24 protein-coding genes are annotated in these 23,717 nt (G+C 63.3%); 18 read left to right on the top strand and 6 right to left on the bottom strand.

Annotated elements, in window-relative coordinates:
• Positions 1 to 82 precede the first annotated feature (82 nt).
• From CK228_RS05585 to CK228_RS05565, 5 genes are all read left to right on the top strand, one after another.
• Positions 83 to 613 carry a dTDP-4-dehydrorhamnose 3,5-epimerase family protein gene (locus CK228_RS05585; protein ID WP_095771680.1) on the top strand — a complete coding sequence of 177 codons (531 nt, stop codon included), beginning with the start codon at positions 83 to 85 and terminating at the stop codon, positions 611 to 613.
• 2 nt (positions 614 to 615) lie between these two features.
• Entirely contained in the window at positions 616 to 1,917 is a 1,302-nt protein-coding gene (locus CK228_RS05580) for a glycosyltransferase (protein ID WP_095787176.1), read from the top strand.
• Positions 1,918 to 2,067: 150 nt separating this feature from the next.
• On the top strand, positions 2,068 to 3,135 hold the full coding sequence (gene trpS, locus CK228_RS05575) for a tryptophan--tRNA ligase (RefSeq protein ID WP_095771678.1): 1,068 nt from the start codon (positions 2,068 to 2,070) through the stop codon (positions 3,133 to 3,135).
• Positions 3,136 to 3,416: 281 nt separating this feature from the next.
• Complete coding sequence (locus CK228_RS05570; protein ID WP_010913128.1) at positions 3,417 to 3,908, top strand: universal stress protein; 492 nt, start codon at positions 3,417 to 3,419, stop codon at positions 3,906 to 3,908.
• A gap of 146 nt (positions 3,909 to 4,054) precedes the next feature.
• Positions 4,055 to 4,624 (top strand): NifU family protein, encoded by a 570-nt coding sequence (locus CK228_RS05565; RefSeq protein WP_095771677.1) that lies wholly within the window; start codon positions 4,055 to 4,057, stop codon positions 4,622 to 4,624.
• 153 nt (positions 4,625 to 4,777) lie between these two features.
• Here the strand turns inward: CK228_RS05565 and CK228_RS05560 are convergent, their stop codons facing one another.
• Positions 4,778 to 5,395: a L,D-transpeptidase gene (locus CK228_RS05560; RefSeq protein WP_095787175.1), complete on the bottom strand. Its 618-nt coding sequence runs from the start codon at positions 5,393 to 5,395 to the stop codon at positions 4,778 to 4,780.
• Positions 5,396 to 5,621: 226 nt separating this feature from the next.
• Here CK228_RS05560 and cueR point away from each other — a divergent pair, with 226 nt between their 5' ends.
• The 5 genes from cueR (at position 5,622) to CK228_RS05540 (ending at position 8,442) form a co-directional block, all read left to right on the top strand.
• The gene (gene cueR / locus CK228_RS05555; RefSeq protein ID WP_095787328.1) at positions 5,622 to 6,044 is read left to right on the top strand and encodes a Cu(I)-responsive transcriptional regulator; all 423 of its coding nucleotides are present in this window, start codon (positions 5,622 to 5,624) and stop codon (positions 6,042 to 6,044) included.
• Positions 6,045 to 6,212: 168 nt separating this feature from the next.
• Entirely contained in the window at positions 6,213 to 6,545 is a 333-nt protein-coding gene (locus CK228_RS05550; RefSeq protein WP_142876239.1) for a hypothetical protein, read from the top strand.
• 795 nt (positions 6,546 to 7,340) lie between these two features.
• Positions 7,341 to 7,508 (top strand): hypothetical protein, encoded by a 168-nt coding sequence (locus CK228_RS35190; protein WP_179295824.1) that lies wholly within the window; start codon positions 7,341 to 7,343, stop codon positions 7,506 to 7,508.
• A 133-nt stretch (positions 7,509 to 7,641) separates the two neighbouring features.
• Complete coding sequence (locus CK228_RS05545) at positions 7,642 to 7,839, top strand: hypothetical protein (RefSeq protein WP_143750572.1); 198 nt, start codon at positions 7,642 to 7,644, stop codon at positions 7,837 to 7,839.
• A 102-nt stretch (positions 7,840 to 7,941) separates the two neighbouring features.
• A complete protein-coding gene (locus tag CK228_RS05540; protein ID WP_179295823.1) occupies positions 7,942 to 8,442 on the top strand; it encodes an MmcB family DNA repair protein in 501 nt (166 codons plus the stop codon).
• Between the two features lie 24 nt (positions 8,443 to 8,466).
• Here CK228_RS05540 and nhaA read toward each other — a convergent pair whose 3' ends face one another.
• The 5 genes from nhaA to CK228_RS05510 form a co-directional block, all read right to left on the bottom strand.
• Complete coding sequence (nhaA, locus tag CK228_RS05535; protein ID WP_095787172.1) at positions 8,467 to 9,663, bottom strand: Na+/H+ antiporter NhaA; 1,197 nt, start codon at positions 9,661 to 9,663, stop codon at positions 8,467 to 8,469.
• 303 nt (positions 9,664 to 9,966) lie between these two features.
• The gene (locus CK228_RS05525) at positions 9,967 to 10,530 is read right to left on the bottom strand and encodes an ActR/PrrA/RegA family redox response regulator transcription factor (RefSeq protein WP_010913121.1); all 564 of its coding nucleotides are present in this window, start codon (positions 10,528 to 10,530) and stop codon (positions 9,967 to 9,969) included.
• Positions 10,531 to 10,594: 64 nt separating this feature from the next.
• Complete coding sequence (locus tag CK228_RS05520) at positions 10,595 to 11,926, bottom strand: ActS/PrrB/RegB family redox-sensitive histidine kinase (protein WP_095771671.1); 1,332 nt, start codon at positions 11,924 to 11,926, stop codon at positions 10,595 to 10,597.
• Positions 11,927 to 11,952: 26 nt separating this feature from the next.
• Complete coding sequence (gene hrpB, locus CK228_RS05515; RefSeq protein WP_095787171.1) at positions 11,953 to 14,415, bottom strand: ATP-dependent helicase HrpB; 2,463 nt, start codon at positions 14,413 to 14,415, stop codon at positions 11,953 to 11,955.
• A 47-nt stretch (positions 14,416 to 14,462) separates the two neighbouring features.
• Entirely contained in the window at positions 14,463 to 15,353 is an 891-nt protein-coding gene (locus CK228_RS05510) for a DMT family transporter (RefSeq protein ID WP_095787170.1), read from the bottom strand.
• A gap of 27 nt (positions 15,354 to 15,380) precedes the next feature.
• Between CK228_RS05510 and CK228_RS05505 the strand changes: the two genes are divergently transcribed.
• The 8 genes from CK228_RS05505 (at position 15,381) to CK228_RS05470 (ending at position 23,705) form a co-directional block, all read left to right on the top strand.
• On the top strand, positions 15,381 to 16,079 hold the full coding sequence (locus CK228_RS05505; protein ID WP_095787169.1) for a PIG-L deacetylase family protein: 699 nt from the start codon (positions 15,381 to 15,383) through the stop codon (positions 16,077 to 16,079).
• A gap of 232 nt (positions 16,080 to 16,311) precedes the next feature.
• On the top strand, positions 16,312 to 17,643 hold the full coding sequence (locus tag CK228_RS05500) for an extracellular solute-binding protein (protein WP_095787168.1): 1,332 nt from the start codon (positions 16,312 to 16,314) through the stop codon (positions 17,641 to 17,643).
• A 126-nt stretch (positions 17,644 to 17,769) separates the two neighbouring features.
• Complete coding sequence (locus tag CK228_RS05495; RefSeq protein ID WP_095771946.1) at positions 17,770 to 18,717, top strand: sugar ABC transporter permease; 948 nt, start codon at positions 17,770 to 17,772, stop codon at positions 18,715 to 18,717.
• Positions 18,714 to 19,664: a carbohydrate ABC transporter permease gene (locus CK228_RS05490; RefSeq protein WP_010913114.1), complete on the top strand. Its 951-nt coding sequence runs from the start codon at positions 18,714 to 18,716 to the stop codon at positions 19,662 to 19,664. Before CK228_RS05495 ends, CK228_RS05490 begins: the two co-directional genes overlap by 4 nt.
• Complete coding sequence (locus tag CK228_RS05485) at positions 19,661 to 19,867, top strand: hypothetical protein (protein WP_095771666.1); 207 nt, start codon at positions 19,661 to 19,663, stop codon at positions 19,865 to 19,867. Before CK228_RS05490 ends, CK228_RS05485 begins: the two co-directional genes overlap by 4 nt.
• A 2-nt stretch (positions 19,868 to 19,869) precedes the next feature.
• Positions 19,870 to 20,982, top strand: coding sequence for an ABC transporter ATP-binding protein (locus tag CK228_RS05480; protein WP_095771665.1), 1,113 nt, complete (start codon positions 19,870 to 19,872; stop codon positions 20,980 to 20,982).
• A complete protein-coding gene (locus tag CK228_RS05475) occupies positions 20,975 to 21,988 on the top strand; it encodes an ABC transporter ATP-binding protein (RefSeq protein ID WP_095771664.1) in 1,014 nt (337 codons plus the stop codon). The genes CK228_RS05480 and CK228_RS05475 overlap by 8 nt, the downstream gene beginning before the upstream one ends.
• A 73-nt stretch (positions 21,989 to 22,061) precedes the next feature.
• Positions 22,062 to 23,705: a dihydroxyacetone kinase subunit DhaK gene (locus CK228_RS05470; RefSeq protein WP_095787167.1), complete on the top strand. Its 1,644-nt coding sequence runs from the start codon at positions 22,062 to 22,064 to the stop codon at positions 23,703 to 23,705.
• Positions 23,706 to 23,717 lie beyond the last annotated feature (12 nt).

The following is a 23,717-nucleotide window of genomic DNA, read 5'->3' as shown; positions in this document are numbered from 1 at the left end:
TCGCCTCTTCGTGTATTGCCTTTGGCGCCGACTGACAGCAGGACAAGCCTAGATTGCGTTGCCACTAACGTTGGAGGGCTCGATGGACAGGCTATCACTCGAAGATTTTGTTGATGATCAGCCTTGGGGAGACGACGTTCCGCTTCTGGAAGACATTTCCATTGAAAATCCGATAGCGGGCGTGCGGATGCAGCGGCTGGTTACAAGGGGCGACAAGCGTGGCGAGCTTACGGTCCTCATGTCGGCACTGCTGGAGCCCATAAGTCCGCCGCCACATGTCTATCTGGTATCGGCCGAGGCGGGATCGATCAGGGCGTGGGTCTATCACAAACGACAGTTCGACCGGCTCGCCTATACAAATGGCGACCTCAGGGTCGTACTCTACGATCTGCGCGAGGATAGCCCGACATACCAAAAACTGGAGGTCCTCGACGTCGGTGCGGCGAACAAGATCCTGCTGACGATTCCGCCCTGTGTCGTTCACGGGATTCAGAATCGGGGCAAGAGCATCGCGACATTCATCAACATGCCGACAACCGTCTACGATCCTAAACATCCGGACAAATCACGAATCCCCTACGATCATCCAGGCATCCCTTACAAATTCGGATAAACATGACCACGTTTTCCGTAATCATGGCCACCTACAATCGCGGCAGACATATTCTTCCGTCGATACAATCGGTGCTGCGCCAGACCTGTCGGGACTTCGAGCTGTTGGTGGTAGGCGATTGCTGCACTGACGATACCGCCGATGTGGTTCGGGCGCTCGCGTCTCCGCAAATCCGCTGGTTGAACCTGCCCGAGCGCGGCGGCAGCCAAGCCTTCCCCAACAATGCGGGCATAGAGATGTCGCGCGGGCAATACATTGCCTATCTCGGTCATGACGATATCTGGGCTCCGGACCATCTCCAGGCACTGGCAGATCTTTTCCGGCACAACCCGCAGCCGGACTTTGTCGTGAGCGGCGCGATCTTTCATGGCCCCAGGGCAAGCAATTTTCGGTGGGTGACCGGCATTTTCGACGAATCGGACACCGCTCTCAGGCACTTCTTCCCGCCTTCCAGTTTCGGTCACCGACGCGACGTCACCGATCGAATTGGGAAATGGCGCCATGCCAAAGAGATCACAGCGCCCGTTGACGCGGATTTCCTTTTGCGGGCGGCAAGGTCCGGGATGAATTTTGTCTCGACACAGCGGGTCACTGTCCACAAGTTCGCGGCCGGCCACCGCTACCTGAGTTATACGAGCCACACTTCGGACGAGCAGGAGCGAATGGTCCGGCGAATAGCCCGGCCGGGATATGACGGCTATCTGGCGTCCGAACTGGCCAAGGCGAAGGCCGCCGGCGCTTACATGATCGTCGTTCATCCGGACTACGAGCGCTATGAAAATGGTCAGGTTTCGAGTCAGAATGCGATGGCCAAGGGCGTCGTCCGCCCGGATCTGCGCAAGCTCAGACAGCGCGAGGTCATCAAGCAGGACAACTCGCCAAGAGCGCTCGACTGGTTTCCACTCGAAGCGGGCGGCGACTGGGTATTGTGGGTCGGCTGCAATCCGCGCCCAAAGCTGCTTGTGCCGTTCAAATATGCCGGCAAGGCGCGGATTCGCCTGGACATCCGGCACCCCCTACGCGAGGCGCTGACCGAGCTCAAATTGTCCGCAAACGGACAGCCGGCTGTGGCAAGCCTTTGCAACGTGCGCCAGGAAGGCAATCTCTGGAACGCACAAGCGACGTTTGAAACGGCGCTACGAAGGCACGATCATACGATTCTGGAACTTCATCTCACCAGATTGCAAAGACCCGCGGGACGCAGCGGCATCGGCGTTGCCGACATAGTGGTGACCCCGTTGGGGTGGCGAAGCATTGTTGCAAAAGGCACGCGGCTGCTGGCAAAGTTCCGCCCAGCCCGCTGATACCTCTTGCCGGTTTTTCACCCGTCGTCCATAAGCGCGCCGTCGCAAGACTTTCGCCGCGCGCGGTTTCCAGCCGCGTGATTGGCTCCAAAAAGTCTGCAACTTTTTGGAATCATGCTTATACGGCCCTCCACAAGCCATGAGGAACCCATGTCCGCCTTCAAGCCACTCGTCTTTTCCGGCGTCCAGCCGACCGGCAACCTGCATCTCGGCAACTATCTCGGCGCCATCAAGAAATTCGTCGCCCTGCAGGACACCTCCGATTGCATCTACTGCGTCGTCGACCTGCATTCGCTGACCGCGCAACTCGTTTATGACGACCTTGCCGACCAGACGCGCTCGATCACCGCCGCCTTCCTTGCCTCCGGCATCGACCCGAAGAAGCACATCGTCTTCAACCAGTCGCGGGTGATGCAGCATGCCGAGCTTGCCTGGATCTTCAATTGCGTCGCGCGCATCGGCTGGATGAACAAGATGACGCAGTTCAAGGACAAGGCCGGCAAGGACCGCGAAAATGCTTCGCTGGGCCTGCTCGCCTATCCCTCGCTGATGGCTGCCGACATCCTGCTCTACCGCGCCACGCATGTGCCGGTGGGCGAGGACCAGAAGCAGCATCTGGAGCTGACCCGCGACATCGCCCAGAAATTCAACAATGATTTTTCCGACCGCATCGCCCGGCTTGGCGTCGGCGTCGAGATGCAGGTCGGCGAGGAGACGGTGAACGGCTTCTTCCCGATCACCGAACCGGTGATCGGCGGCCCGGCGGCGCGCATCATGAGCCTGCGCGACGGTTCGAAGAAGATGTCGAAGTCGGACCCGTCGGACCTGTCACGCATCAACCTGACCGACGATGCCGACACCATCTCGAAGAAGATCCGCAAGGCCAAGACCGATCCCGAGGCTTTGCCGAGCGAAGTCGACGGGCTGGAAAGCCGGCCGGAAGCGGAAAACCTGGTCGGCATCTATGCCGGGCTGGCCGAGATGTCGAAGGCCGACGTGCTGAAGGAATTCGGCGGCCAGCAGTTTTCCGTGTTCAAGCCGGCACTGGCCGACCTTGCGGTGGAGAAGCTGGCGCCGATCGCCGGCGAGATGCGCCGCATCGAAGGCGACCGCGCCTATGTCGACGCGGTGCTCAGGGACGGCGGCGAACGCGCCGGCGTGCTCGCCGAGGCGACGATGACGACGGTGCGCGACATCATCGGGCTGCTTCAGAACTGATCCGCATCGTCAGTGCAGCGCACCATTCCGGCGCAAGACATACTGGCCTAAGGTCGGCGGCTTGCCGCCGGTCGGCGGCGGTGGCAGATTGCGGCCGAAAACGCACTCGCGTCACCGATTTTGAAATTCGCCAGAGTTGGATATCAAGGGCAATGCGAATTTCAAAATCAGGGACACGAGCAAACTATTGATTTCCAGTGTCGTTTTTGATTTCGAAGTTCGCTCGGAGCGCGATATCGAAAGCAGGCGAACTTCGAAATCACGACACTAGGTAGATAGACATGGTCTCCAAACGCCTCAGCCGCGAAGCCGGTCATCGCAGGAAATTCCTGACGATCATCGACGATACGCCCGAGTGCGAGCGCGCCGTCGCCTACGCCTCGAAGCGGGCGCAGAGCACCAGCGGCACGCTGGTGCTGCTCTATGTCATCGTGCCGGACGATTTCCAGCATTGGCTGGGCGTCGAGAAGATCATGCGCGAGGAGGCGAACGCCACGGCGCGGGCGGCTCTCGATGGCTACGCCAACAAGGTACGCCAGAAGCTCGGCATCGAGCCGGAGATGGTGGTGCGTGAAGGCAAGCCGACGGAAGAGATCCACAAACTGATCGAGGAGGACCAGGACATCGCCATCCTGGTGCTGGCGGCCGGCGCCGGCAAGGAGGGTCCCGGACCGCTGGTCGGTGCCGTGGCCGGCAAGGGCGCCGCCTTCCCCATTCCGGTCACGGTGGTGCCGCAGAATCTGTCGGACGAGGAGATCGACAGCCTCGCCTGACGCCCGCCCGGGATTCTGTCCCCCAGCCAGCAAAAACATTCCGCCAGCCAACCGTTCGGGCGATGCGTTTCGCTTGAATGTCCAGCCGATAAAGCCTATTTAGAACTATTCCAAACTATCTGCCCGTAGCGGGCACGGAGACGGCCATGTTCATACAGACCGAATCGACGCCCAATCCGGCGACGCTGAAATTCCTGCCCGGCAAGGAAGTGCTGGTGGAAGGTACCGCCGATTTCCGCGATGCCGACAGCGCGGCAACAGCCTCGCCGCTGGCCGGCCGGCTGTTCGAAATCCCCGGCGTCACCGGCGTCTTCTTCGGTTACGATTTCATCACGGTGACCAAGGACGGTCCCGACTGGCAGCACCTGAAGCCGGCGATCCTCGGCGCCATTATGGAGCATTTCATGTCGGGTGCGCCTGTCATGGCGAAAAGCGGCCCGGCCGCGGAGACCAGCCAGACCGGCGAGTTCTACGACAAGGCGGACGAGGAACTGGTCATCACCATCAAGGAACTGCTCGATACCAGGGTGCGCCCGGCGGTGGCCCAGGATGGCGGCGACATCACCTTCCGCGGCTTCGAGAACGGCACGGTGTTCCTGCACATGAAGGGTGCCTGCGCCGGCTGCCCGTCATCGACGGCGACGCTGAAGCACGGCATCCAGAACCTGCTTCGGCATTTCGTGCCGGAAGTGCAGCAGGTCGAACAGGTCGCCTGACCGCCCCCGTTGCCAGCACGGCTTCAGTCGTAAAAAACAAAAAACCGGGCCGAATTGCCCGGTTTTCTGTTTGGGACGTCCGTTGTTGCCTAGACGGTCCGCGTATGAACTTGTCTTCTCGTTTGACCGTGATCCCGCGAGGGGTCATGGTCCTTACATCACGATGACCTTGGCGCCGACCGAGGCGCGGTCATAGAGATCGATGATGTCCTGGTTCATCAGCCTGATGCAGCCGGACGACATCGCCTTGCCGATCGAATTCCATTCCGGGCTGCCGTGCAGGCGGTAGCCCATATCGCCGCCCTTGTTGAAGAGATACATGGCGCGCGCGCCAAGCGGGTTCTTCAGGCCTGGCTCCATGCCATTGGCGAACTTAGCCAGTTCCGGCTGGCGCCTGATCATTTCGCGGGGCGGCGTCCAGGTCGGCCATTCGCGCTTCAGCGCGATATGGGCGGTGCCGTGCCACTCGAAGCCTTCGCGACCAACGCCGATGCCGTAGCGGATCGCCAGGCCGTCACCCTCGACGAAGTAGAGGTACTTGTTCTGCGTATCGACTATGATGGTGCCCGGCTTTTCCTTGGTGTCGTAGTTCACTTCCTGCCGGTGATACTGCCTCGGCACCTTTTCGATCGGGACGCGCGGTAGTTGGTAGCCAGCATCGGTCACTGCGCCGTAGTCGTTGGAGAAGATCTGTCCGCCTATGGTGCTGCAGCCGGCGATGGCCGTGGACAGCGCCAATGCGGCAATTATTGCAAGCGACTTCATGCGCATGAGATGATCCGGTGCCCTGCCCAAACTTCAGCGGCACGAGTCGGCCGCTTTCTTGCCTTCATTCATGCTGGCATTTGCTTTGCTTGCCAAGCGCACGATGCCTATATGCTGGGACTTACGTGCTGGTAAGCGTATCAGTATGGCATTTCGGCAACAGCCTTCACGGGATTGTGAAGGAAATTCAATGGGCCTGACTCGCAGGCCCGGCAAGATCGAGGACAACGCCATGAATGTCGGCGACGCCGCCCATCGTTCAGGCCTGCCGGCCAAGACCATCCGCTACTATGAGGAGATCGGCCTGATCGCGCCGGCGCGCGCCGCCAACGGTTACCGCGATTATTCCGGTGACGACATCCATCGGCTGACCTTCCTGCGCCGCGCGCGCAACCTCGGCTTTTCCATCGACGATTGCCGCCAGCTGATGGCGCTTTACCAGGATCGCAGCCGCGCCAGCGCCGACGTGCGCGAGATCGCCGCCGCCCATGTCACGGCCATCGAGGAGAAGGTGCGCGAGCTGCAGTCGATGCGCTCGACCCTGCAGAAACTGATCCACGCCTGCCATGGCGACGAGCGGCCGGATTGCCCGATCCTGGATGACATGGCAGGGGCCGTGGCGCCTGGCGACAAACCCGTCCCGGCGAGACCATAGCAGACCCCAGCAAGGGATTTTGGGCAGAGCGAGAGAGATGGCTTTCCGTCATCCACCGCATTGGGCGCCGTTGTTCGCCCTCTGCCGGCCGGGACGGCGCGCCATTACGTTAGACAATGCTTATAGACTCATCGCCAGAGCGGCGGCATTCTCCTCTCGGGAGGGGGAGTGGACAAGTCTCGCTACGACAATCGTTCCGACCGCTGGCGAAGGCGCGCCAGGCGTCGCCGGCATTGGCGTCCCTCGCGCAACACCATCTGGTGGACATTGATTGCCGCGGCGATCGCCATCCTGGCCAGCCTGATCGCAGTCAAGGCCGGGCCGCCTCTGGTGGGCTGCAACATCAAGGGAAACATCAGCTACAATACGGGCGAGCGCATCTATCACGTTCCGGGACAGCAATATTACAACGAGACCCGGATCAGCCTGTGGAAGGGCGAACGCTGGTTCTGTTCGGAGCAAGAAGCCCGGAAGGCCGGCTGGCGAAAATCAAGATTATGAGGACATCCGGCCAGGTCCGGTGGAACCAGGGACTTCAGTCTTATTTGCGCGATTGCTAATATACATATAGGTTAATCAGCGCGGGGACAATCACCCAAAGCCCAAACCCGCAATGGCCGGTGCAGCCCCCTATAGACCAAAGCCAAACTGCGCCGGCCATTCCGCCAGGCATATTCCTTACGCCAACCCTTATATGCCGACTATCTAAAGTAATGGAACGTCCAATGGACATTTGCGGAACCTAAAAGGTCCCCTCAGACCTTTGTACACCGGCACGCAAGACTTTAGTCTTGCCGCTCTCTAGTGAAGAACGCAAGTTGATCGCCACGACATAGGGCTCCACAGAGATGAATACCAGACTGCCCCCACCCGGATATTGCGCGATCACGGAAGGTCCCTAGGGCTGCGGTTCGCCAACCCAATCGGCCGGCATATCGCGATTGCATAATCGACAGACCAATGTTGCGCGAGCGATCGCGCCTTGGATGCGCCGATTGCCACGCCCCGCAGGAACGACCCGGCACGCTCGCAGTCGGGGGGACATGGGGTCGTGCCGGGTCGTTGCGGGTCAGGCTTTTGGGATCGTCTCCGCACTGCCTAAGCTATATCTATATTAGCTTCATCTCAATTAAGACTGAAGTCCTGCCCATGGACTGCCAACTTCAGAGAGCAGAACCTGTTCCGCACTTCCACGGGATGAATATTTAAGGCCGATACACCCAAAAGAAGTCAGGATCGGTTCTTGAAGGCTTGACTTGAAGGGCTTACCGTCAGCCCAATGGGCTTGGCGACACAATGTTGAACGACGAAAAAGACAAGCAGTTTTGGGCTTTGGACCTGGACGCTCTGCGCAAGGCCTTCGACACATACGTTCGAGAGCACAAAACCACGGCAGCGGAGTGGGGGGAACACGCCAAGCGGTTCCTCGAAAAACAACGCGTACGTCAGCGCGAATCGAACTGATTCCCAGCCGCAGGGGTCTGCATCGGTCTGCTAGACAGATTCGACTTCCCTACCACCACCCTACGGGCTGCATCGGTTGTAGGTGGCGAAGTCACCACCGCTAAAGAGCGATAGGCTAAGAAGGCTAGCAAAGATGGATAAAAGCGCTTATTCGAATGGCGGCGTCGGGGATCGGATCATCCGGGCGGCTATGGTTGCCGTGGCTGTCTTTGCGGCGGTACGTGTCCACTATGTTTGGTATTGGCAGATCGCAATTCTCGTGGTGCTCACCATCGTTATGAGCGTTGTCTATCCCGCTATCAGAATCCTGATGCGCAAGCGTTCTTCTTGACATATCAGCGCACCCGATATTCACCCATTGGGTTTGTCGACCAGATAATCACCCGTCACAAAAGGGTTCAAACCGTGAACAAAATCTGGCATGGTGCCTGCCATGCCGATCATTTCCCCCATCGCAATCAACCCCCTCATCGACGGTCGCCAGTCCGAACGCGCCATGCTGGTGCGGCGCGGCGTGCAGCGGCTGCTCATGGCGATGGGCGCGCATGTGCTGCCTGAACTGTCGCTGGCCACCGGCCGCCGCGCCGACCTCGTGGCGCTGACCCGCCAGGGCGACATCTGGATCATCGAGATCAAATCCTCGATCGAGGATTTCCGGGTCGACCGCAAATGGCCCGATTACCGGCTGCATTCCGACCGCTTCTTCTTCGCCACCCATCCCGGCGTGCCCTCGGAGATCTTTCCCGAAGAGTGCGGCTTCATCCTCTCCGACGGCTATGGCGCCGAGATCCTGCGCGAGGCGCCGGAGCACCGCATGGCGGCGGCAACGCGCAAGGCGCTGATGCTGCGCATCGCGCGCGCCGGTGCGGCGCGGCTGCTGGCGGCGGAACTGGCCGGCGTCTCGGTGCCGGCGCTGGAAGGGGAGAGCGAATAGTTCGCGGAACCGCGAACCGCGCCGCTACTCCTGCTCTTCTTCCGCCCCACCCGCGGCCGGCGCCATCAGCAGCACGGCCGCGCCGAGGATGGCGGCGACGAAGGAGCCGGCGAGGATGCCGACCTTGACCGCATCCTGCAAGGCTACGTCGCCGGCAAAGGCGAGCAGGCCGATGAACAGGCTCATGGTGAAGCCGATGCCGCAGAGCAGCGAGATGCCGATCATATGCGACCATCCGGCATGGGCCGGCAGGTCGGCCAGGCCGAGCCTTATGGCGAGTGCCGAAGAGCCGAAGACGCCGACCAGCTTGCCGACCACCAGGCCGGCGGCGACGCCCAGCGTCAGCGGCTCGATCAGCGCGCCAAAACTCAGGCCGGCGAGCGAAACGCCGGCATTGGCGAAACCGAAGATCGGGATGACGAAAAAGGGCACGATCTTGTGCAGGCCATGCTCGAGCCGGTGCAGCGGCGAATGGTCGAGATCGTGGCCGATCCCGGCGGAGCGCTCGAGCGGAATGGTCAGCGCCAGCGCAACGCCGGCAAGCGTGGCGTGGACGCCCGATTTCAGCACCAATACCCACAGGATTGCGCCGAGCACGAGATAGGGGACCAGCGTCATCACCCGCATGCGGTTGAGCACGACAAGCACCGCAATGACGGCGAAGGCGGCGCCGAGATAGGCGAGCGACAGGCCACTCGTATAGAAGATGGCGATGATGATGACGGCGCCGAGGTCGTCGATGATGGCGAGCGCGGTCAGGAAGACTTTCAGCGAAGCCGGCACACGGCTGCCGAGCAGCGACAGCACGCCAAGCGCGAAGGCGATGTCGGTGGCGGTCGGGATCGCCCAGCCGGAGAGTGCCGCCGAATTGTTGCGGTTGATCAAGACATAGACCAGCGCCGGAACCACCATGCCGCCGGCCGCCGCGATGCCGGGCAGCACGCGGCGCGGCCAGGTCGACAGCTGGCCATCCAGCATCTCGCGCTTGATCTCCAGCCCGACGAGCAGGAAGAACACCGCCATCAGCCCGTCATTGACCCAGTGCGAGATGCTGAGCGGTCCGAGATAGGCATGGAGAACGGAGAAATAGGTTTCGGCGAGCGGTGAGTTGGCGACGATCAAGGCGAGTGCCGCCGCCACCATCAGGATGATGCCGCCAGCCGCCTCGCTGTCGAGGAATTCGCGGAAGACGGAAACCGGCCGCTGCTTCAAATCCTGCATGTCGCCTCCGTTAAGCCGCCTGATCAGCAGGCTTCACTATCCAAACGCCGGTGCCGCCCCTCACCTGCCTGCCGGCATCCTCTCCCCGTATAGTGACGGGGAGAGGGGCGCTGTCATCGCCGATTTCGCCAATCGCCAACGTCGCAAGAAGGGCGCCGGCATCGGCCAGCCCCCTTCTCCCCGTCACTATACGGGGAGAAGTGCCCGGCAGGGCGATGAGGGGCGGCGCTGACTTTGAGAATTGACGGCCTCCACCGCGAACTCGAAATCGGCCCAAGGCAATTGCCTTGCGTGTCCTGGATCCTAACGCGGCGCGCGCTTGGCCAGTATGCGCTGCAGCGTGCGGCGATGCATGTTGAGCCGGCGCGCTGTTTCGGAAACGTTGCGCTCGCACATTTCGTAGACGCGCTGGATATGCTCCCAACGCACGCGGTCGGCCGACATCGGGTTTTCCGGCGGTGCGGCGCGCTCGCCCGAGGTGCGGGTGAGGGCGGCGAAGATGTCGTCGGCATCGGCAGGCTTCGACAGATAATCGACGGCGCCAAGCTTCACCGCGGTCACCGCGGTGGCGATGTTGCCGTAGCCGGTCAGGATGATGGTGCGGGAATCTTCGCGCTTCTCGCGGATGGCGGCGACGACATCGAGGCCGTTGCCGTCGCCGAGCCGCATGTCGACCACAGCATAGGCCGGCGGATTGGCGCGGGCCTTGCCCACGGCCTCCTCGACGCTCTCGGCGGTCTCGACCACAAAACCCCTGGTTTCCATGGCGCGGGCGAGACGCGTGAGGAACGGCTTGTCGTCATCGACGATCAGAAGCGAGGTGTCCTCGCCTTCAACCATTGCGCCAATATTTTCATCGCCTGTCATCGTCGTAAGAATTCCTGCTGCCTTAATTTTACGCAGATATAGTTTTGCGCCGCTATTGTCCAATTCACGCAGTGTCAAACATGGTGGCCGGGGCCGTTTCCGGGTTCAGGAAGACCGATCTGGGCCACGAAATCTGCACCACGGCGCCCTCGCCCAGGCCGCTCGAATTGCGGAAATCGAGCGTGGCGCCCGAGCGTTCGAGCAGAGTCTTGGCGATGAACAGGCCGAGTCCCAGGCCGCCGCCGGCCTCGGTGCCCTGGCGCGTCGACATATAGGGCTCGCCGATGCGGTCGATGATTTCGGGTGGGAAACCAGGCCCGTCATCGATGATCGAGAAGGTGACGGTCGCCTCGTCCCAGCTCCAGCGCACGGTGACGCTCTTGCGGGCGAAATCGACGGCGTTCTCGACCAGATTGCCGAGGCCGTAGATAACGCCCGGATTGCGGCGCCCGACCGGCTCCGGGCCGGTGCGCTCGCCCGGGCGAAGCTTGATCGAGATGCCGAAGTCGCGATGCGGCGCGGTGACCTCCTCGACCAGCGAGGTCAGCGGCAAACGGGAAAGATGCGCCTCGCCCTCCGACGAAAGGCTGGTCAGGCGCTTGAGGATTTCGCGGCAGCGTTCGCTTTGCGAGCGCAGCAGCTTCACGTCTTCCCCGTATTTCGGGTCGCTGCCGAGCGCCTTTTCCATCTCCTTGGCGACGAGCGTGATGGTGGCGAGCGGCGTGCCGAGCTCATGCGCGGCCGCCGCCGCCAGGCCGTCGAGCGCCGAAAGGTGCTGTTCGCGCTGCAGCACCAGCTCGGTGGCGGCAAGCGCATTGGCCAAAAGCCGCGCTTCGGCGGCCACCCGGAAGGCATACATGGCGGTGAAGGCGATCGAGGACAGCACCGCCATCCACATGCCGGCGACATAGATGAAAGGCATGGCCAGCGGCGCGCCTTCATACCAGGGCAACGGCAGATGGAAGAACACCAGCAAGGTCGCCGCCAGCATCACCAGTCCGCCGAGGATGGCGGTGAGGCGTAGCGGCAGCGACGTCGCCGAAATGACGACAGGCACGGTCATCAGCAGCGAGAACGGATTGGTCAGGCCGCCGGTCATATAGAGCAGCCCGGCAAGCTGCAGGCTGTCGAAGATCAGGATGCCGAAGGCGGCAAACGGGGTGAGCCGGTGCGCCGCCGGAAAGCGGAAGGCCAGGAACAGGTTCATCCAGGCCGAACAGGCGATCAGCGCGAAGCACAGGCTGACCGGCAGCGGGAATTTCAACCCATAGGCGACGACAAGCACCGCCACGCTCTGGCCGACGATGGCCAGCCAGCGCAGCCGGATCAGCGTGTTCAGGCGCAGCCGCTGGCTTTGCTGAAAATCGGGCGCGTTCAGGATGTTGATCATGGCCATGGATTACAGCCGGGAAAGCAGGAGCGCTAGCTCCCGCGTGGCTTGGCACGGGCTGTAGCGGCGGCAAGCAGCGGATTTTCCGGCCAGACATGCTTGGGATAGCGCCCGCGCATGTCGGCGCGCACATCGGCCCAGGAGCCGCGCCAGAAGCCGGGCAGGTCGCGTGTCGTCTGGATCGGCCGGTGCGCCGGCGACAGCAACTCGAGTGTCAGCGGCACGGTGCCGTTGGCAATCGAGGGGTGGCGGTCGAGGCCGAACAGCTCCTGCACGCGCACCGCCAGAACCGGCCATTCGCCGTCATAGCGGATCGGCACATGACTGCCGGACGGCGCATCGAAATGCGTCGGCGCCAGCGCATCGACCTTGCGCTGCAGCTCGTACGGCACGAGCGAGGCCAGGGCGGCCGAGACAACTCTCGGATTGATGGCGGCCAGGGAAGCCGCCCCCGACAGGAAGGGCAGCAGCCAGTCGTCGAGGCGTTCGATCAGCGCTTCATCCGACATGTCGGGCCAGGGTGCGCCGAGACCACGATGCAGCCAGGACAGCCGCTGGCGCAGCGTCTCGGCCTCCTTGCTCCAGCCGAGCAGCGACAGGCCGTGCTCGCGCAGCGCATCTATTATGGCGCGGTCGGCATCGGCGCCTGAAGGAGCCGGCAGCATCCGTTCGGCGAGCGTGATGGCGCCAAGGCGAACGGCTTCACGCACACGCACGGCGCGGCGCTCGCGATCGAAGCTGGTCTGCCGGCGCGTTTCGATCCGGTCGGCCAGCGTGGCGCGGATGTCGTCCTCGCTTATTGCCGCGGCAGCCGCGATGCGGGCATTCTGCGCCTTGCCCTGCAGGTCGGCGACGACCAGAAACGGCTCGCCGGCCAGCGGGTCGGCGGCATCGAGCATGGCGCCGGAGCCATTGGCCAGCACGAAGCGGCCGCGCTCGCCACGCGCCTTGGCGACGCGGTCCGGCCAGGCGTTCACGAGGAGCGCGCCGGCGGAAACGGGTTCACCGTTCTTCGCGCCGCCGGCCTGTTTGGCCAGCCTCTCCGCGAGTTGTCGCGCGGCGGTGGCGCGGGGCGATCTTTCCCCGCGAAAGCGCATCAGCCGCCGCTCCAGATCGGCGCCGTCGCCGCCAAGGCCGCGTTCGGTGAGCAGCACGGCCAGCATGGCCGCCTCGCCCGCATGGCCGCTCTTGGCGGCCTCGGCAACCATATGCGCCAGCCGCACCGGCAGAGCGAGCTTGCGCATCGAAGCGCTCGCTTCCGTCAAACGCCCCGCATCGTCGATGGCATGGAGCGCGCGCAGCAGCACCCTTGCCTCGTTGAGCGCCGGCGCCGGCGGCGGATCGAGGAAGGCGAGACCGGTCGGGTCGGCGACGCCGAAGGCGGCACAGTCGAGCAACAGGCCCGAAAGGTCCGCTTCGAGGATTTCCGGCGGCGTGAAGGCGGGAAGTGCCGCCGTCTGTTCGGCGCGCCAGAGCCGGATGGCGACGCCGGCCTGCGTGCGCCCGGCGCGGCCGGCGCGCTGGTCGGCGGATGCCTTGCTGACGCGCACCGTCTCCAGCCGCGTCAGGCCGCTCGCCGGCTCATAGCGCGGCAGGCGCGACAGGCCGGAATCGATGACGACACGCACGCCGTCGATGGTGATGGAGGTCTCGGCAATCGAAGTCGCCAGCACCACCTTGCGGCGGCCCGGCGGTGCCGGCTTGATCGCGGCGTCCTGCGCCTTGCCGTCGAGCTGGCCATAAAGCGGGACGATGTCGGTGTCGGCGCCGACCTTGCCGGCCAGCCGTTCGGCGGTGCGCTCGATCTCGCGCTGGCCGGGCAGGAAGGCAAGCACGCTGCCGCTCTCGTCGGCAAGGGCGGCGCGGATCCCCTTGGCCATCGCATCCTCGATCGGGACGCCGGCCGGCCGTTCGTCGTAGCCTATGTCGACGGGGAAGGCGCGGCCTTCGCTTTCGATCACCGGCGCGCCCGACAGGAGTTTTGCCACGCGCGCGCCATCCAGTGTCGCCGACATCACCAGCAGCCGCAGATCCGGCCGCAGCGCACCCTGCACGTCGAGCGCCAGCGCCAGGCCGAAATCGCCGTCGAGCGAGCGCTCGTGGAATTCGTCGAAGAGGACCGCCGAGACGCCGGGCAGTTCGGGATCGTCGAGGATCATGCGCGCCAGAACGCCCTCGGTGACGACCAGTATCCTGGTCTTGGCCGAGGTGCGGTTTTCCATGCGCATGGCATAGCCGACTGTCGCGCCGGGCTCCTCATCCAGCAATTGCGCCATGCGACGCGCGGCGGCGCGGGCGGCGAGCCGGCGCGGTTCGAGCAGGACGATCTTGCCTGTCCCCAGCCATGGCGCATCGAGCAGCGCCAGCGGCACCAGCGTCGTCTTGCCGGCGCCGGGCGGCGCCACCAGCACGGCGCTGTTGCGTTCGGCCAGCGCCGCGCCCAGCGCCGGCAGCACGGCGGATACCGGAAGCTCCGGCAGGGATCTTGTCGTCATCGCGTCCGCATATCAGCGGTCACGGTCACCGTGCAACCGGCGTCGGCTCAAAGCCGGGTGCGCGCAAACGGGTTCCAGCGCACGGTGCCCAGCCGCACCTCTTCCCGCACCATGGTCAGCAGGCCCGCCCCGCCGACGACCGCAAGTCCGACCAGCGACAGCCAGTCAGGGTATTCCTGGAAGAACAGCGCGCCGAGGATCACCGCCCAGACGATCTGCGAATAATGCGTCGGCGCGATCCGGTTGGCGGGAGCGTATTTGGCGGCGAGCAGCTGCATGAATTGCCCACCCGCAGTGAAGGCGCCGGCCGTCGCCAGCCAGACGAGCTGCATGGCATTCGGCAAGGTGAAGGAGGTGGCCGCAGCGCCCGCCCCGTTGAACAGCAGACCATAGCCGACAAGCACGCCGAGCATCGAGGTGCGCTTTTCCTGCTGGGCGAGCGAGCGCAGCAGGATGACGCTGGTCGCGGCGAGGAAGGCGTTCACGAAGGCGGCCAGGTGGCCGAGGTTCAATTCGCGAAAACCCGGCCGCACCACCAGCATCACCCCGGCAAAGCCGGCCACCACCGCCAGCCATCGCCATGGGCCGACCTGTTCCTTCAGGATGACGGTGGACAGGATGGTGACAAGCAAGGGCGCCAGGAAGATCAGCGCGTAGACTTCGGCAAGCGGAATGTGGGTGAAGGCATAGACGCTGAGCACGCCGGAGGCGATGCCGGCCCAGGCGCGCGCCTGCACCGCCCATGGCCGCTTCATGCGCCAGAAATCGCGCCAGTGCTCGCCCGCCGGGCGGGTGAAGAACAGGAAAAAGCCGGCAAACAAAGTGGCGAAGAAGCCGATCTCGAAGACGGTGAACTGTCCGCCCAGGCTCTTGATAACGGCATCGCTGCCCGAATAGCTTGCATAGGCGAGCAGAGCGAGCAGGATTCCGTTCGGCACGTTTTTCCATTTCCGGGAGAGAGCAGCTTGAAAATTTTGGCGCTCGGTGCGCATCCGGACGACATCGAGATCTTCATGTTCGGTACTCTGGCCGCCTACGCGGCGCAAGGCGCAGAACTGACTTTTGCCGTGGCCACGGATGGGGCCAAGGGCGGCAAGAGTGATGCCACGGTCCTTGCGCGTGTCCGCCGCGAGGAAGCAACGGCGGCGGCAGCACTACTTGGTGCCGCGCCACGCTTTCTCGACTTTCCCGACGGCGAGCTGGTGGCCGATGCCGCGCTCATTGGCGCGCTGAAAACGCTGATCCGCGAGACCGGGCCTGAGCTGGTGATCGCGCACGCGTCCAACGACTATCACGCCGACCACCGCGCGCTGTCGGACGGCGTGCGCATCGCGGCCTCGTTCGCGGTTCCGGTGCTGCATGCCGATACGATGGGCGGCACCGGGTTCTCGCCGACGCACTATGTCGATATTTCCGCCTACCGGGATATCAAGACACAGGCGATCCGCATGCACCGGTCACAGCGGCCGGAGCAATATGTCGACCGGGCGCGCATCCAGAATGAATTTCGCGCCGGCCAATGCAACGCCTTCCCCGGTTCTCTGGCCGAGGCTTTTCGCTTCGAGCCTACATTTCCCTTCGCCGACATACGCGCCTTGCTGCCGCCCGCGCCGCCGGTCCGGCCGGTGACGCCACAGACGAACGCCATCAGCGAGGCCGGCTGAGCCGCTGCCGGAGAAACATCCGGCGACCATTTCCCAACAATTTCAATCATCCGTTTCGTCATGTTGCGACGCAGCAACGAATTCGCTTGCGTTGTTTAGTAAAAATTGCATCACTAAACAAATTACTAAACATCTGCCGCGCTCCGGCGCCGCCATGTTTGGGCCTCTGAGGAGAGAGGTTGAGGGCTCTTGAAACCGTCATCCGGGCGCGTTTCGCAAATGGGAGGAAGGCATGAAATCGAGCTTGAAACTGGCGTTGGGACTGGCCTCGGCGATTGCAGCGTCGACAGCCGTCTCAAGCGCCGCACACGCTGAAGACCTGACGCTTTGCTGGGCCGCGTGGGACCCGGCCAACGCACTCGTCGAATTGTCCAAGGATTTTACCAAGGAAACCGGCATCGGCATGAAATTCGAGTTCGTGCCGTGGACCAACTATGCCGACCGCTTCCTCAACGAACTGAACTCGCACGGTAAATTGTGCGACCTGATCATCGGCGACAGCCAGTGGATCGGCGGCGCGGCCGAGAACGGCCACTACGTCAAGCTGAACGACTTCTTCGACAAGGAGAAGATCAGCATGGACGACTTCGTGCCGGCGACCGTCGTCGGCTATTCGGAATGGCCGAAAAACACGCCGAACTACTGGGCGCTGCCGGCCATGGGCGACGTCGTCGGCTGGACCTATCGCAAGGACTGGTTCTCCAAGCCCGAGCTGCAGAAGGAATTCAAGGAAAAGTATGGCTGGGACCTCGGCCCGCCGGCCACTTTCGACCAGCTGAAACAGATCGCCGAATTCTTCCAGAAGCGGCAGATCGACGGCAAGACGGTCTATGGCGCCTCGATCTACACCGAGCGCGGCTCGGAAGGCATCACCATGGGCGCCATGGACGTGCTCTACAGCTACGGCTTCCAGTATGAGAACCCGAAGAAGCCCTACGAGATGGAAGGCTTCGTCAATTCCGAGAAATCGGTGAAGGGGCTGGAATTCTACAAGGCGCTCTATGATTGCTGCACGCCGCCCGGCGCCTCCAACAGCTATATGGGCGAAGGCGTCGATGCCTTCAAATCCGGACAGGTGGCGATGCACATGAACTTCGCCTTTACCTGGCCCGGCCTGCAGAAGGACGAGAATGTCGGCGGCGACAAGATCGGTTACTTCGTCAACCCGAAGGGACCCGACGGCGACCAGTTCGCCCAGCTCGGCGGCCAGGGAATTTCGGTGGTGTCCTATTCCGATAAGCAGGAATCGGCGCTGAAATACATCAAGTGGTTCGCCAACAAGGACGTGCAGGCCAAGTGGTGGTCGCTCGGCGGCTATTCCTGCCTGAACGCCGTGGTGAAGGACCCGAAATTCCCGGCCAGCCAGCCCTACGCGCAGACCTTCCTCGACTCGATGGCCATCGTGAAGGACTTCTGGGCCGAGCCGAGCTACGCGCCTTTGCTGCAGGCCTCGCAGAAGCGCTTCCATGACTATGTCGTCGCCGGCCAGGGTTCGGCCAAGGATGCACTCGACGGCCTGGTCAAGGACTGGACCCAGGTGTTCCAGGACGATGGCAAGATGTAACCGGGGCAAGATGTAACCGGCTCCTCCCGAGCCAGACCGACGCGTCCCGTGCCACCCTTGGCACGGGACGCAGTTCAGATAAATTCCATCACAGAGACGACCCAAGTGACCGAAGCAGGACTGACCATGCTCAATCGGACCGCGGAGAACGTTGCCCGGGCGACCCCGGAACCGTTGGCTCGCAAGGTCCGGGGCATCAGCGACAAGGGCCTCGCCTGGCTGTTCATTTCGCCGACGATCCTGTTGCTGCTGGCCATCAACATCTTCCCGCTATTCTGGGCGATCTACCTGTCCTTCACCAACTTCCGGGCCAACCGGCCGAACGAAGTGGTGAAGAATCTCGGCTTTGCCAACTATCAGCGCATCCTCGGCGACCAGGACATCTGGATCGCCATGCAGACGACGGCGCATTTCGTGTTCTGGACCATCCTGTTGCAGACGCTGATCGGCTTCACCCTGGCCTGGCTGATCGACCGGAAATTCCGCGGCCACGCCTTCTGGACGACGCTGATCTTGGTGCCGATGATGCTGTCGCCGGCGGTGGTCGGCAATTTCTGGCGCTTCCTCTACGAGCCGCAGATCGGCCTGTTCTCCTATGTCATCTCGTTCGTCAGCGGCATCCCGCCGACAAGCATCCAGATGCTTTCCAACGTGTCGCTGGCGCCATGGTCGATCATCATCGTCGATACCTGGATGTGGACGCCCTACGTGATGCTTATCTGCCTCGCCGGGCTGCGCTCCATCCCCGAATACATCTATGAGGCGGCCGAGGTCGACCGCGCGTCCAACTGGCGGCAATTCTGGTCGATCACGCTGCCGATGGCGCTGCCCTTCATCATGCTGGCGGTGCTGTTTCGCGGCATCGAGAACTTCAAGATGTTCGACATGGTCAACCTGCTGACCGGCGGCGGGCCGGGCTCGACCACCGAGGTCGCCTCGATCACGCTGAAGCGGCAGGCTTTCGAGAGCTGGCGCACCGGCTATTCCTCGGCCTTCGCCATCATCCTGTTCGTGGCGGTGTTCGGGCTGGCCAACATCTACGTCAAGGCGCTCAACAAGGTGAAGCAGAGATGAGCCTGACCACTGCCCATTCGGTCGTCGCACCGTCAGCGAATTCGAAGCGCATCGCCGGCGCGATCATCATCGCCTACGCGCTGATCTCGATCGTGCCGCTGTTGTGGATCTTCGCCACCAGCTTCAAGACGCCGCCGGATTCGATCGCCTATCCGCCAAAAATCGTGTTCCAGCCGAGCATCGAAGGCTATTGCAACCTGTTCACGACGCGGACGCGGCAGACGCCGGAATACATCAACTCGCTGGGGCCGGCGACCGGCTTCTGCGACGAGACCGTGCGCAAGCGCAACATGGTGATCGCCGGCCCGTCCAACTTCCTGCCGCGCTTCCTCAACTCGCTGATCATCGCCTTCGGCTCGACCTTCTGCGCGGTCTTTCTCGGCACGCTGTCGGCCTATGGTTTCTCGCGCTTCAAGGTTCCGCTCGCCGACGACCTTCTGTTCTTCATCCTGTCGACCCGCTTCATGCCACCGATCGCGGTCGCCATTCCGATCTACCTGATGTACCGCGAGCTCGGCCTGTCGGACACCGCGCTCGGCATGATCCTGCTCTACACGGCGGTCAACGTGTCGCTGGCGGTGTGGCTCTTGAAAGGCTTCATCGACGAGATCCCGCGCGAATATGAGGAAGCGGCGATGATCGACGGCTACACGCGGCTGCAGGCCTTCTGGCGCACCGTGCTGCCGCAGGCGACCACCGGCATTGCCGCGACCGCGATCTTCTGCCTGATCTTCGCCTGGAACGAATATGCCTTCGCGGCACTCTTGACCTCGGGCACGGCCCAGACCGCGCCGCCCTTCATCCCGACCATCATCGGCGAAGGCGGCCAGGACTGGCCGGCTGTGGCGGCCGGCACGACGATCTTCCTGGTGCCGATCCTGGTTTTCACTATCCTGCTTCGCAAGCAATTGCTGCGCGGCATCACCTTCGGCGCGGTACGCAAATGAGCATGACCAATCCCGTCAAACGCAAATCGCGCTGGCCGGCCTGGGCGCGGCGCGGCCTGATGGAAAACATCGCGACCGCACTGATCGCCATCGGTTTCCTGATGCTGTTCCAGCCTTTCGCGCTGTCGCTCTACACCTATTCCTTCATCACCATGCTCGCCGGCACCGTGATGTTCATCATCGTCTCGAAGTTCCCGGAATAATCATGGCCGAGATCCGTGTTCAGCACCTGAGAAAGGCCTTCGGCGATTTCGTCGCCGTGCAGGATTCCAACTTCCTCGTCGAGGATGGCGAGTTCTTCGTCATGCTCGGGCCGTCGGGCTGCGGCAAGACGACGACACTGCGCATGATCGCCGGGCTCGAACTGCCGACCGGCGGCCAGATCCTGCTCGGCGGCGAGGACGTCACCATGCTGCGGGCACGCGAGCGCGACATCGCTTTCGTCTTCCAGCTGTTCGCGCTCTATCCGCATATGAATGTGCGCAAGAACATCGGCTTTCCACTGCTGGCGCAGGGCATGCCGTCGGCCGAAATCCGCGCGCGTGTCGAAGAGACGGCAAAACTCCTGCGCATCGACCATCTGCTCAACAAGTCGGTCTCCGGCCTTGCCGGCGGCGACCGCCAGCGCGTGGCGCTCGGCCGCGCCATCGTGCGGCGGCCGAAATGTTTTTTGATGGACGAGCCGCTCGGCACCTTGGACACCGAATTCCGCGACCTCATGGTCCATGAACTGCGCGAACTGCACAACCGCATCCACGCCACCACCGTCTATGTCACGCATGACCAGATGGAGGCGATGTCGATGGCCGACAAGATCGCTGTGATGAACCACGGCGTCATCGAGCAGTTCGGCACACCGCGCGAAATCTACGACCGCCCGGCGACCATGTTCGTCGCCGACTTCATCGGCTCGCCGCCGATGAATTTTCTGGGCTTCGGCGGCGGGCTCGCCAAAGGCGCGAAGGAAATCGTCGTCCAGGGCGCGAAGGTCGCGGTGCCGGAGGTGCGCGAGGATATCGCGCCGGCCGACATGGCGCTCGGCATCCGGCCCGAACATATCCGTTTCGACGACACTTCCAAGCTGCGCGGCGCCATCTACGGCACCGAATATCTCGGCACCACGCAGATCGTCGCGGTGGAAACGGCCGACGGCATCATCAAGGCGCGGGTGCCGGCCGAAATCCGGCTCAATGCCGGCGATCATGTCGGCCTGGCCCTGAACAGCGCCCGGCTGTCGCTGTTCGACAAGGGATCGGGCCGCGCGGTGAGAACAGCGGTCCACGACACCGCCTCTCAGGGGAGAGCGCAGCATGGCTGACGTGCACATCAAGAACGTGACCAAGAGCTTTGGCGAGCATGTCGCCGTCAACGGTCTCGACCTGCACATAGCGGACGGCGAATTCGTCGTGCTGCTCGGGCCGACCGGGGCCGGCAAGACGACGACGCTGCGGCTGATCGCCGGGCTGGAACGGCCGGATGCCGGCACGATCGAAATCGGCGGCCATAATGCGACGACGCTGTCGCCGGCCGAGCGCGACACGGCCTTCGTGTTCCAGCAGTACTCGCTCTATCCACATCTGTCGGTCTACGACAATCTCGCCTTCCCGCTGCGCTCGCCAGCGCGGAAGATCCCGGAGGACCAGATCCGTCGGCGGGTCGAGGACGTGGCAAAGATGGTGCGCATCCATCACAAGCTCGCCAACCGCTCGACCAAGCTGTCGGGCGGCGAAATGCAGCGCGTCGCCATCGGCCGCGCCTTGGTGCGCAAACCGGCGATCTATCTGATGGACGAGCCGCTGTCGTCGCTCGACGCCAAGCTGCGGGCAGATCTGCGGCTGGAGCTGAAGCGCATCCAGTCCGAACTCGGCGCGACCATGCTTTATGTCACCCATGACCAGATCGAGGCGATGACCATGGCCGACCGCATCGGCATCCTCGCCGACGGCGTGCTGGTGCAGATCGGGTCGCCGCGAACCATCTATTCGGAGCCGGCAAACCTGCATGTCGCGGCAAGGCTCGGCCAACCGGCGATCAATCTTCTGCCGACCGGCCTGCTGCCCGATGGCGGCGCGCCGGCCGGCACCAGGACGATCGGCGCGCGCACCGAACATCTGACGATCGAGAAAGCGATGAACGGCCATGCCGACGGCGTCGTCGACTGGGTCGAGCATCTCGGCGACCAGAACCATCTGCATGTGACGGTCGGGCCGAAGAAGCTGGTGACGCTGACCGACCCGGACACCGATCTGTCGCAAGGCGACAAGGTGGTGATCCGCTACCGCTCGCCACTCTATTTCGGCGCCGATGGACAAAGATTGATGTGAATGGTTTCGGTGTTTCCCCACCAAAGGGACAATGCCTCCTCCGATTGACGATCGCGAATACGGGACGAATTCGATGAAGCACTTTTTCAACCGCAGGGAAACGATCGTCACCGAGGCGCTGGACGGCCTGTTGCGCACCATCGGCTCGGGCGATCTCGCGCGCCTCGACGGCTATCCCGAGATCAAGGTCGTGCTGCGCGCCGACTGGGACAAGTCGAAGGTCAGCGTCGTCTCCGGCGGCGGCGCCGGGCATGAGCCTTCGCATGCAGGCTTTGTCGGCAAGGGCATGCTGACGGCGGCGGTCTCCGGCGAGATCTTCGCCTCGCCGAGCGTCGAGGCGGTGCTGGCGGGGATCCGCGCGGTCACCGGCCCGGCCGGCTGCCTGCTGATCGTCAAGAACTATACCGGCGACCGGCTCAATTTCGGCCTGGCGGCGGAGAAGGCGCGCGCCGAGGGCTTTCGCGTCGAGATGGTGATTGTTGCCGACGACATAGCCTTGCCTGACATCAACCAGCCGCGCGGCGTCGCCGGCACGCTGTTCGTGCACAAGATTTCAGGCCATCTGTCGGAGGCCGGCCATGATCTTTCCGAGATCGCGGCAGCGGCGCGGGCGGCGGCAAAGGATATCGTATCGCTCGGAATGTCGCTGTCCTCCTGTTCCATCCCCGGCCAGCCGCATGAAGACAGGTTTGGCGCGGACGACGGCGAACTTGGCCTGGGCATTCATGGCGAGCCGGGCGTCGAGCGGATTGCCTTGCAAAGCGTCGACAGGCTGGTCGCGATCATGGCGGAGCGCCTCGCTGCTGGGCTCGACCCGAAGGCGAGCCATGCCTTGCTGATCAACAATCTCGGCGCGGTGCCTCCGCTCGAAATGTCGCTGATTGCCAATGCGGTGCTGGCCTCGCCACTGGCCAAGACGGTCAAGCTGACGATCGGCCCGGGGCCGCTGATGACGGCGCTCAACATGAACGGCTTCTCGCTGTCGCTGATCCGGCTCGATACGGCGCGTGAAGCCGCCCTGCTGGCGCCGGTCGGTCCGCATGCCTGGATGCCGGCCAAGCCGGTCGCGGCGCCTGTCATCGTGCCGATGGCGAAAGCAGCCGGACAAAGCGCTGCGCACAAGGCCAGCCAGCATGCCGGCACCAGGCGCCTGATCGTCACGGTCTGCGAAAGACTGATCTCGCTCGAGGCGTCATTGAACGGGCTCGACGCCAAGGCGGGCGACGGCGACACCGGCTCGACGGTGGCGACCGGCGCGCGCTGCGTCCTCGATCGGCTCGACGCGCTGCCGCTTGCCAACCCCGCTGCGACGCTTGGCGCGATAGGCGACATATTGAGCGCGTCGATGGGTGGTTCCAGCGGGGTGCTGCTGTCGATCTTCTTCACGGCGGCGGCGCAGGCCCTCGGCGGCCGGGACAGTTTGTCCAAGGCGCTGCTTGCCGGACTTGAGCGGATGATCTTCTACGGCGGCGCCAGACCGGGTGATCGCACCATGGTCGATGCGCTGGAGCCCGCGCTGAAGGCACTTGATGCCGATGGTCTGGAGGAGGCAGCAACAGCGGCGAGGCGTGGTGCCGAGGCCACGGCCGCCATGGAGAAGGCGAAGGCCGGACGGTCGGCCTATGTCGGCACCAAATTGCAAGGCGTGGTGGACCCCGGTGCCCATGCGGTGGCCGAGGTGTTTTCGGCCGCCGCCACGCTGCTCGTCACAGCCTGACGCATGCACCAG

It is taken from the genome of Mesorhizobium sp. WSM4312, assembly GCF_002294875.1.
Taxonomy (GTDB): domain Bacteria; phylum Pseudomonadota; class Alphaproteobacteria; order Rhizobiales; family Rhizobiaceae; genus Mesorhizobium.
The sequence above is the reverse complement of the archived record's forward strand: the minus strand, read 5'-3'. Positions and strand labels throughout refer to the sequence as shown.